This window comes from Roseitranquillus sediminis (genome assembly GCF_016918935.1).
Lineage (GTDB): Bacteria > Pseudomonadota > Alphaproteobacteria > Rhodobacterales > Rhodobacteraceae > Roseitranquillus > Roseitranquillus sediminis.
This window is the reverse complement of record NZ_JAFFOB010000027.1, coordinates 1-1,279: the sequence shown is the minus strand read 5'-3', so window position 1 is coordinate 1,279 and position 1,279 is coordinate 1. Positions and strand designations below refer to the sequence as shown.

Genomic DNA, 1,279 nt, shown 5'->3' with positions numbered 1-1,279 from the left:
CGCGGCGCGCATCACCGTCACCGCGTCGCGCAGGTGGCCGGGCTCGAACCAGCGGTTGAAGGTGTCGGCGAAGAGGATGACGTCCGGCTCGGCGTCGCCGCCATCCTCGCGGAACGGGCGGCGGCTCCAGGCGGGCAGGGGCCGGTCGGCGGCGAGGCCCGCCATCCGCTGCGACAGCGCCGCGGCGCCGGGCAGCCGGTCGCGCGCGTTGGCGAGCCAGGGTGCGCGGGCGGCGAGGGGGGCATAGCGCGGCAGGTGCGCCACGAGGCGGTCGCGGAGCGAGAGGCCGTGCTTCTTCGCCCGCGCGGCGGCGACCTCGACCTTCATCGCGGCCATGTCGACCGACATCGGGCATTCGCGCTTGCAGGCCTTGCAGGAGACGCAGAGCTTCAGCGTCTCGGCCATGTCGTCGGAGGTGAGCGCGTCCGGCCCCAGCTGGCCCGTGAGCGCGAGGCGGAGCGTGTTGGCGCGGCCGCGGGTGACGTCGCGCTCGTTGCGGGTGACGCGGTAGGAGGGGCACATCGCGCCGCCCTGGAGCTTGCGGCAGGCGCCGTTGTTGTTGCACATCTCGACGGCGCCGTGCAGGCCCGCGGGCCAGCCGGACCAGTCGAGCCGCGTCTCCACGGGCTGGTGCCGGTAGTCCGGCGGGTAGCGGAAGAGGCTGCGGTCGTCCATCTTCGGCGCGCGCACGATCTTGCCGGGGTTGAGGACGCCGTCCGGGTCGAAGCGGTCCTTCACCGCCTCGAAGCTCTGCACCATGCGGCGGCCGAACATCCTCTCGTGGAACTCGGAGCGGACGATGCCGTCGCCGTGCTCGCCCGAATGGCTGCCCCGATACTCGGCGACGATGTCGAAGGCCTCCTCCGCGATGGCGCGCAATGCCCGGACGTCGGCTTCCTCGCGCAGGTTCAGCACCGGGCGGACGTGCAGCAGGCCGACCGAGGCGTGGGCGTACCAGGTGCCGGTGGTGCCGTGGCGCGCGAAGAGCGCGGTCAGGCGGTCGGTGAAGTCGGCGAGATCCTCGAGATGCACCGCGCAATCCTCGACGAACGAGACCGGCTTTCCGGCGGACTTCATCGACATCATGATGTTGAGGCCCTGGGTGCGGACCTCGGTGATCCTGGCCTGCAGCGCCTGGTCGGGCGCGTCGAGCACGCCGCCCTCGCGCCTGGCCGGATCGTCCCAGCGGAAGCCGAGCCCGGCCATCGTGTCGTGCAGCCCGGCGAGGCGGCGGCTGTTCTCCTCCGGATCGTCCTCGGCGAACTCGACGAGCAGCAGC

Annotated in this window: 1 protein-coding gene; it reads right to left on the bottom strand. The window is 72.6% G+C overall.

All coding sequences use genetic code 11. The features are described from left to right. On the bottom strand, positions 1–1,279 hold a 1,279-nt coding region (locus JM664_RS17790), incomplete at both ends, for an FAD-binding and (Fe-S)-binding domain-containing protein (protein ID WP_227421285.1).